Here is an 8,548-nt window from a genome sequence, read left to right as displayed (position 1 = left end):
GGGGGCGGCGCGAAGCCCGGCGCCGCCTGGGGCTGGCCCGCCGGCTGGCCGCCTTCCTGCGGCTCCTGCTGGGGCTGCTCCTCCTGCTCCTCCAGCACCTCACCGCCGAAGTTCTTGAGCAGTGCGGCGAGCCCGCCGTCGAAGCCCTGGCCGATGGCGGCGAAGCGCCAGACGTCCTTGAAGTAGACGTCTCCGAGCATCACCGCCCGCTCGGTGCTGAACTCGGCGCCGGTGAACGGGTAGCGCGCGACCTCCTCGCCACCGGCGACGATGCGTATGTACCCGGACGCGACCCGGGACATGTCGCCCTCGCCGTCGATGGTGGCGGTGAAGTACAGGTGGCGGACGCCGTCCGGCACCCGGTCGAGCGTGACCCGGAAGGACTCCGTGTCACCGGCCTGGGCGCCGAGCAGCTGGATCGACTCCTCCGGTGACTTCGGCTGGTTGTAGAAGATGAAGTAGCGGTCGTCGGAGAGCCGTTCGTCCGCGTCGAGGCCGAAGCAGCTGATGTCGAAGGTGACTCCGGGGGCGTTGATCTGTACGCCCACGTACAGATCCGTGCCCGCTGTGAGATCACTGAGTCGGGCCTTGTGGCCCCGTTGGAATTCCCTGGCCATGTGTGACGCCCGTCCCCCAACCCGTCGCTGTTGCAGTTCGCGCGCCAGGCTAGCGCGTCCTGGCCCACGGCTTGCCGTGAGACCTCAACTCCTTTCCCCGCTCACTGCGGTCGTTCCGCCCCGTCCCGGTCTCCGGCGGCCCCGCTTCCCGGCCGCGGCAGCCGGTCGGCGGCGATCACGCCCTCCAGGAAGCCGCGGGCCCGTTCCGTCCTGTCGTAGCGGGCCAGCAGCCGCCAGAAGTCGGGTCCGTGCCCGGGAACCAGGAGATGCGCCAGCTCGTGCAGGAGGACGTAGTCGATGACGTACGCCGGCATGCCGCGCAGCCGGTGGGAGAGCCGGATGCTGCCCTCGGCGGGTGTGCAGGAGCCCCAGCGGGTGTTCTGGTTCGTCACCCATCTCACCGAGCCGGGGCGGGCCCGGCCTTCGAGGTACCGGTGGGAGAGCCGTTCGGCGCGGCGGGCCAACTCCTCGTCGTCCGGCCTTCTGCGCTCGTCCTGCGCGGCGAGCTTGTCGAGCATCACGCCCACCCAGCGGCGCTCCTCGGCCGCGGACATCCGGGCCGGCAGCAGCACGATGGTCCGACCGCCCTCGCGGTAGGCGGAGACCGTCCGGCGACGTCTGCTGCTGCGGCGCACCTCCACCTCGGAGGACCCGGAGCTGTGGTGCGGTGGGGGCGGAGGCCGGTCGGCCGGGCGCCGGCCGGTGGCGCTGTTCAGCGGTTCTGCGGGCACTCCTCGACGGTACAGCGGACCGCCGTCAGGGGCGTGTGCCGCCTCGGGAAGCTGTGGATAGCCCGGCGCAATCAGGATCAAAAACGATGATAGACGCCTCTTGTGGATAACTCGACGCAGAGGCCGCGGATGTGACGGCATGCTGGGCGACGTTCCCCGGCATCCGATCAGGGAGGTCAAGCCGTGCATCCGATGATCAAGCCCGCGCTGCGGCGCGGTTGGCGCAACCGTGCGACCGTCCAGTACGGAGTCGCTCCGGCCCACGCCATCCAAGTGGGCCCGGTCGACACCGCGACGGGCAGCTTCCTCGACCTGCTGGACGGCACCCGCAGCCTGCCCCAGCTCGCCGAGGCCGCGCAGACCCTCGGACTGGGCGCCGCCCGGGTCCGACCGCTCCTCGACCGGCTGCTGGCCGCCGGCGTGCTGGACGACTCCACGGCGGACCGGAGCACCGCCGCGCAGGTCGGCGAGCGCCTCCGGCCCGATCTGGCCTCGCTCTCGGTGGTGTACGCGGCCCCCGGCGAGGCCCTGCGTCGCCTGGCGGCCCGCCGGGCCGCCAGGGTGGAGGTCCGCGGCGGCGGCCGGGTGGGCTCCACGCTGGCCGCCCTGTTGTCGGCGGCGGGCGTGGGGCGGGTGGAGGCGAGGGACGGCGGCTGCGTGTCGCTGTCCGACTGCGCGCCCGGAGGGGTGTCCCCGGAGTGGGCGGGCGAGCGGCGGCTCTCCGCCCTGCGGAGAGCGGTCGCCAGAGCGACACCGTGGGCCCGGGTGCCGCGCCCCCGCGATCCCGGCGCCGACGACCTCCCGCCGAGCACCGAGCGGGAGCCCGCCGGCTCCTCACCGCCTGCCTGCCCGCCGCCGGCGTCGGTGCGTCGCGCAGCGGAGGCGGGACCGGCGGCCGACCTGGTGGTGTTCGCGCCGCGTGACGGCCTCGCCGCCTACGCGCCCGATCCCGCGGCGGCATGGGAGCTGATGGAGGCCGGGAGGGCCCACCTCTACACGGGGATCGTGGAGGGTACGGGCTTTGTCGGCCCGCTGGTGCGCCCCGGAGCCGGTGCCTGCGCGGAGTGCGTGATGCTCGGCCGGGCCGAGCGGGAGCCGACCTGGCCTCTGGTGGTGGGCCAGTGGCGTAACGCCCGTGCGAGAGGGATCCCCGCGTGCGACGTGGCGCTGGCCAGCGTGGTCGCGGGGGCTGCGGCGGCCCTGGTGCTGCGCCACGTGGAGGGCGAGGCCGCGGCCGGTGTCGGGCTCCGCGAGTGCTACGTGCTGCCCGAGCTCCGCAAGGAGTCGGAGCCCCTGCCGGCGTGGTCGGAGTGCCCCTGTGGTGCGGCTTCACGTACAGAGGCGACCGGCCCTTAGTGGTGGAAGCGGCAGGGGTGACAATGGGCGTCTGAGCAGCGTCCGCTGTCTGGGAGTTGGAGGACCACCATGTCAGACCTTCCCCGCAGGGCCGTGACCCGTACCGTCAAGCTCGCGGCCCTGCCGCTGGGGTACGCGGGCAGGGCGACATGGGGCCTGGGCAAGCGGATCACGGGCTACTCCGCGGAGCTGGTCGGCACCGAGTTGCAGCAGCGGACGGCCGAGCAGCTGTTCAAGGTCCTCGGTGAGCTCAAGGGCGGCGCCATGAAGCTGGGGCAGGCGCTGTCGGTGTTCGAGTCCGCCCTCCCGGAGGATCTGGCGAAGCCCTACCGGGCGGCGCTGACAAAGCTGCAGGAGGCCGCTCCCCCGCTTCCGGCGGCGACGGTGCACGCCGTGCTGGCCGAGCGTGTCGGCGAGGACTGGCGCGACCTTTTCGAGGAGTTCGAGGACCGGCCGGCGGCAGCGGCCTCCATCGGGCAGGTCCACCGGGCCGTGTGGCACGACGGCCGGGTGGTCGCGGTCAAGGTGCAGTACCCGGGGGCCGGCGAGGCGCTGGTGTCGGACCTCAACCAGCTGAGCAGGTTCTCCAAACTGCTGGGGCCGATGGTGCCGGGGATGGACGTCAAGCCGCTCATCACGGAGCTGCGCGACCGGATCACCGAGGAGCTGGACTACGGCCTGGAGGCCGAGGCGCAGCGCGCCTACGCCGAGGAGTTCGCCGACGACCCGGACGTGGTCGTGCCGCAGGTGGTGTACCAGGCCGAGCAGGTCCTGGTGACGGAATGGCTGGAGGGCACCCCGCTCTCCGAGGTGATAGCCGACGGCTCGCAGGAGGACCGGGACCGGGCGGGACAGCTGCTGACCCTCTTCCTCTTCGGGGGCACGGCCCGTACCGGGCTGCTGCACGCGGATCCGCACCCGGGCAACTTCCGCCTCCTCGCGGACGGCCGGCTGGGCGTGATGGACTTCGGCACGGTCGACCGGCTCCCCGACGGCCTTCCGCCCACCATCGGGACCGCGCTGCGGCTGACGCTGGAGGGCGAGGCGGAGCAGGTCTACGCGCTGCTGCGGGAGGAGGGCTTTGTCAAGGAGTCCATCGAGCTGGACCCGGACGCGATGCTCGAGTACCTGCTGCCGATCATCGAGCCCGCCAGCGAGGAGGAGTTCGAGTTCTCGCGCGGCTGGATCCGCGACCAGGCGGCGCGGATCGCGGACCGGCGCTCCCCGGCCCACCAGTTGGGCAAGCAGCTCAACCTGCCGCCGGAGTACCTGCTCATCCACCGGGTGACCCTCAGCACGATCGGCGTGCTGTGCCAGCTGAAGGCCTCCGTCCGGATGCGCGACGAACTCGAGGCCTGGCTCCCGGGCTTCGTCGAAGAGCAGGTCGAGGAGGAGGGGGACGAGGGCTCGGCCTCGAAGGTGCCTCTCGTCAAGTGAGCGCCACGGCCCACCAGCAGGCCACCACAGGGTCGTCAGCACCGGGGCCGTCACCGCCGGGCCGTCACCACCAGGCGGTGTCGAGTCGGCCCTCGATCGACCTGATGTTCTCCCGGGCGCAGCGCTCGCAGAGGTAGCGGACGGCTCCGCCTTCCACCGAGCACACCCAGGTGGCCGGCGGGTCGTCGCCCTCGGCCGGAGTGCCGCAGGTGGCGCACGCGAGCGGGGTGGGCCGCCGGGAGGCCGAGCTGTCGTCCCGTCGCTCCGTACTGTTCTCTGCCGCTCGTCGACTGTCTGCCACTCGTCGACGGTACCGCCGGGCGTGAGGCGCGCGTCGGACGCGGCGGCCGCCACGCCCGACGTGACACCCGGAACGCCCAGACGCCGGACGCGGCCCGAGGGCCGTCGCCCGGCGTCCGGTTCGACGTGCCGGTGTGTCTTCTCTTCGGCTGGTGGTGGTCCCCCACCGGCCGGGTTACTGCATCAGGGCCATGGCCAGCGCCCGGCGGGCGCGCCGGGAGGCACGCTCGGCCTTGCGCTGCATCCGGCGCGCGGCCAGCAGCCGCTGGGCCGGCCGTTGGGACTCGGCCTCGTAGAGCCTGTCCTGCATGTGGCTTCGGCTCAGGCTTTCGGGAAGGAGTTGCATCTCTCGGTTCCTGTTCAGGGTGATGCCGGCCTTGTCGGACCGGTCGTTGAGCGAGGTGTCGTGGATGGGTGCGGTCATGGAGTCCTGCTTGGTGGTTCCGTGGGGGAACGGACGGTTGATCGTGCCGGGGGTGTTCACGCCGAGACCGGGCTCTTGCGGGGACGGCCCCGGGGGCGCTTGCGCGGTACGACGACCCCCTGGATGAACAGCTCACCGCCCCAGACGCCCCAGGGCTCGCGACGGTCCTTGGCACCGGCGAGGCAGGCGTCCTTCAGCGGGCAGGTCTGGCACAGCGACTTGGCGTACTCGACGTCCGCCGGGGTCTCCGCGAAGAAGACCTCGGGGTCGTAGCTGCGGCAGGGCACGGCCACCCCGAGGCGGTCGATCGCCTCGTCGAGCTGGTTGAGGGTGGTCAGGGCGGTCAAGGAGTCCTCCGAGTGATCAGGCAGGTTCAGGTCGGTGCGGGATGACGGGACGTGCGTCGGCGTGTGCACTGCTGTTTGCTTCCTCGTCGGTCGGTCGTCTCCGGCTGGTGGCCGGTGGCCCGGTCGCCCCGGCTGGTGCCGGGGCAAACAGAAGGGCCGCGGATCCCGGTGTGGGTTCCGCGGCCCTGGAAGGTGCCGACCTGATCGCGCTGATCAGGCTGGATCTCTCCAGGGTTCAGGCCCACGGAAGGCCCACATCGAGTGGTGCTTGGTCGTGCGGTACTGCTTGGTCGTGCTGATCGCGGCGGCGGCACCGGCGATACCGGTGGCGCAGGCGATGCCGGTGGTGCGGGTCGTCTGGCTGGCCATGGCAAGACCGGTGCCGGCATCCGCCGCCGCGGCGACGTCGGCAGGGGTCTCCACCTGTGCCGCCGCTACTGCCACGGATGCCCTGGTCGGTCGCTCGTTCGCGAACAGACGCTCGTCGGCGGACGGACGCTTGCCGTCGAACACGCGCTCATCAACCAGTGCGAACCCATTGGTCCGTGCGGCGGCGGGCAGTCCGGCGAAGGACACACCGGTGCCACGCAGACGCGAGACGCCCAGGCAGGCGGCGACCGGAAGGCCGGTACGGCCGGTCGTTTTGGTGGTGATGAGCGTGAACATTTCGGTCGCCTCCTCTCGGCGTCTCAAGGGGATGGGCCGGAGCCCGTCCCGAACGTATTCAGGTCAGTACAGCATGGTTCAGTACAGCATGGATCGGCCGGCGCGAGAAACCCCCGCCGTCTCCATGTCCGGAAGGCTATGAGGATTCCCTCGGCGTGCGCAAACTATTTTTCGCTCTCGTTCGTCACAGTTGCCGTGACACTTTACGGACGATCGGATTCCGGTTCGTCCGAAGCGAGTTGGGCGAGCTCCTCGCCGGCGCAGAGCGCCAGCACGTCGGCGCCGTACTGCTGCAGTTTGCGGGCCCGGACGCCGGGGATGCGGGCGAGTTCGGCGGCGGTGTCGGGCACCGTCTCGGCGATGGCCATCAGGGTCCGGTCGGTGAAGACGCAGTACGCGGGTTGACCGAGCTGCCGGGCCTGCCGGTCCCGCCACTCCCACAGCCGCTCGTACAGCACCTCGTCGAGCTCCGAGGGGCACTCCTCGCAGCGCGTCAGCTTCATCTCGCCCGGGTCGGTGAGGGTGCGCCCGCAGACCCGGCAGCGGGCCGGCGCTCTGGCCGCCCGGGGGCGCCGGGACTCGCCTCGCCGCACGTCGCCACCGGCGGCGGTGCCGGTGGTGGTGGTGGTGGTGCGGCCGGTGCCCGTCCCGCTGCCGGGTCGCAGCCCGGTCAGGAAGGGGCTCGCCACCCGGGAGGCGCGGCCGCCGGGCGAGCGGGCGAGCGCCCAGGACAGCGCGAGGTGCCGCCGCGCCCTGGTCACCCCGACGTAGAGCAGCCGCCGCTCCTCCTCGACCTGCTCGGGAGTGCGGGCGTAGGTGATCGGCATCATCCCGTCGGTCAGCCCGACCAGGAAGACGGCGTCCCACTCCAGGCCCTTCGCGGAGTGCAGCGAGGCGAGGGTGACGCCGGCGGCGGGGGGTGCGTGCTGGACGGCGGCGCGGGCGTCGAGTTCGGCGACCAGGTCGGCGAGCGCGGCCGCCGGCCGCTCGGCGGCCAGTTCCTCGGCCACCCGCACCAGCGCCGCCAGCGACTCCCAGCGGTCCCGCACGGCGCCGGAGCCGGCCGGCGCCTGGGCCCGCCAGCCCTTGGTGGCCAGCACCCGTCTGGTCTGCTCGACGAGGCCGGCGGCGTCGGCGAGCATCGGGTCGTTGGCCCCGGCGCGGGCGGCGCCGCGCAGCGCGACCTGTGCCTCCCGCACCTCGGGCCGTTCGAAGAACCGCTCCGCGCCGCGCACCTGGTAGGGCACCCGGGCGTCGGTGAGGGCCTGCTCGTAGAGCTCGGACTGGGCGTTCACCCGGAAGAGGACGGCGATCTCGCTCGCGGGCACGCCGGACTCGATCAGCCGCCGCACCTGGCGGGCGGTGGCGTCGGCCTCGGCGGGCTCGTCCTGGTACTCGGTGAAGACGGGGTCGGGGCCGGGCTCCCGCTGCGACACCAGTTCCAGCCGGTGCCGGGCGGCCGGCCCGGTGGCCTGGCCGAGCAGGCCGTTGGCCAGCCGGACGACCTGGGGGGTGGAGCGGTAGTCCCGGACCAGCCTGACCACCGTGGCCGCGGGGTGCCGTTCGCGGAAGTTGAGCAGGTGGTCGGGTGTGGCGCCGGTGAAGGAGTAGATCGTCTGGCTGGCGTCCCCGACGACGCACAGGTTGTCGCGGTCGCCGAGCCACAGTTCGAGCAGCCGCTGCTGGAGCGGGCTGACGTCCTGGTACTCGTCCACGACGAAGTGCTGGTACTGGCCGCGGACCTGCTCGGCGATGTCGACGCGCTCCTGGAGGATGCCGACCGTCAGCAGCAGCACGTCCTCGAAGTCGATCGCCGTCCGCTCCTGCTTCAGCCGCTCGTAGGCGGTGAAGACCAGCGCCGTCTCGGCGGGGTCGCGCGGCGGGGTGCGGCCGGCCTTGGCGAGCGCGGCGGGGTAGTCCTCGGGCACGGTCCGGGTGACCTTCGCCCATTCGATCTCGGAGGTGACGTCCCGCAGTTCGGTACGCTCCAGCCGCAGGCCGGAACGGGCGGCCGCCTCGCCGACGAGCGCCGCCTTGCGCTCCACGAGGCGGGGCAGTTCGCCGCCGACGGCCCGCGGCCAGAAGTAGTGCAGCTGGCGGAGGGCGGCGGAGTGGAAGGTGCGCGCCTGCACGCCGCCGGCGCCCAGTCGGCGCAGCCGGCCGCGCATCTCCCCGGCGGCGCGGTTGGTGAACGTGACGGCCAGCACGGAGGCGGGTTGCAGCACGCCGGCGCGCACGCCGTAGGCGATCCGGTGGGTGATGGCACGTGTCTTGCCCGTACCGGCGCCGGCGAGCACGCAGACCGGGCCGTGCAGCGCGGTGGCCACCTCGCGCTGCTCCGGGTCCAGCCCGTCGAGCACGGCGTCGGCGCTCTCCGCGGTGGGGAGCGGCTCCGGCGGTGGCGGCGGTACGGGTGTCATCCGCACCATGCTGCCAGGCCCGGGCGCCCCTTCCGCACCACCGTCCACAGGGCAGTGGTGCCGGTCACACAAGTCGCCGCCCGGGGGCGGGCGGGAATCGAGAGGGGGCGCCGCGCGTTGACGTGAGGTGACGGCGGGCTCCGCGCGGCGGGTGCCGGCCGTCCGGGCCGTCCCGGAGCCTCCGGCGGCCCCACAGACCCGAGGGAGTTCGAGGACCCATGGTGGGAACCGTCACGATGTACAGCACCAC

At 72.8% G+C, this 8,548-nt stretch carries 9 protein-coding genes; 2 read left to right on the top strand and 7 right to left on the bottom strand.

What is annotated here, in order from left to right; translation table 11 throughout:
- Window positions 1-617 (bottom strand): TerD family protein (locus GL263_RS15690; protein WP_182856338.1); only part of this gene is annotated, 617 nt, incomplete at its 3' end.
- A gap of 101 nt (window positions 618-718) precedes the next feature.
- Window positions 719-1,348 carry a M48 metallopeptidase family protein gene (locus GL263_RS15685; protein ID WP_182856337.1) on the bottom strand — a complete coding sequence of 210 codons (630 nt, stop codon included), beginning with the start codon at window positions 1,346-1,348 and terminating at the stop codon, window positions 719-721.
- A gap of 192 nt (window positions 1,349-1,540) precedes the next feature.
- On the opposite strand from GL263_RS15685, the gene GL263_RS15680 reads away from it, so the two are divergent.
- Entirely contained in the window at window positions 1,541-2,704 is a 1,164-nt protein-coding gene (locus tag GL263_RS15680; RefSeq protein ID WP_182856339.1) for a ThiF family adenylyltransferase, read from the top strand.
- Window positions 2,705-2,773: 69 nt separating this feature from the next.
- Window positions 2,774-4,141: an ABC1 kinase family protein gene (locus GL263_RS15675; protein WP_182856336.1), complete on the top strand. Its 1,368-nt coding sequence runs from the start codon at window positions 2,774-2,776 to the stop codon at window positions 4,139-4,141.
- A gap of 64 nt (window positions 4,142-4,205) precedes the next feature.
- Here the strand turns inward: GL263_RS15675 and GL263_RS15670 are convergent, their stop codons facing one another.
- From GL263_RS15670 to GL263_RS15650, 5 genes are all read right to left on the bottom strand, one after another.
- Entirely contained in the window at window positions 4,206-4,442 is a 237-nt protein-coding gene (locus GL263_RS15670) for a hypothetical protein (RefSeq protein ID WP_182856335.1), read from the bottom strand.
- A 174-nt stretch (window positions 4,443-4,616) separates the two neighbouring features.
- Window positions 4,617-4,925: a putative WhiB-interacting protein gene (locus GL263_RS15665; protein ID WP_182856334.1), complete on the bottom strand. Its 309-nt coding sequence runs from the start codon at window positions 4,923-4,925 to the stop codon at window positions 4,617-4,619.
- A complete protein-coding gene (locus tag GL263_RS15660) occupies window positions 4,922-5,281 on the bottom strand; it encodes a WhiB family transcriptional regulator (protein WP_182856333.1) in 360 nt (119 codons plus the stop codon). The genes GL263_RS15665 and GL263_RS15660 overlap by 4 nt, the downstream gene beginning before the upstream one ends.
- Before the next feature lie 144 nt (window positions 5,282-5,425).
- Window positions 5,426-5,878, bottom strand: a complete 453-nt coding sequence (locus tag GL263_RS15655) for a hypothetical protein (RefSeq protein ID WP_228456535.1) — start codon at window positions 5,876-5,878, stop codon at window positions 5,426-5,428.
- A gap of 203 nt (window positions 5,879-6,081) precedes the next feature.
- A complete protein-coding gene (locus tag GL263_RS15650) occupies window positions 6,082-8,298 on the bottom strand; it encodes an ATP-dependent DNA helicase UvrD2 (RefSeq protein WP_182856331.1) in 2,217 nt (738 codons plus the stop codon).
- Window positions 8,299-8,548 lie beyond the last annotated feature (250 nt).

It is taken from the genome of Streptomyces durbertensis (assembly GCF_014156695.1).
Lineage (GTDB): Bacteria > Actinomycetota > Actinomycetes > Streptomycetales > Streptomycetaceae > Streptomyces > Streptomyces durbertensis.
Note: the sequence above shows the minus strand (reverse complement) of the source record. Positions and strands in the feature narration are given on the sequence as shown.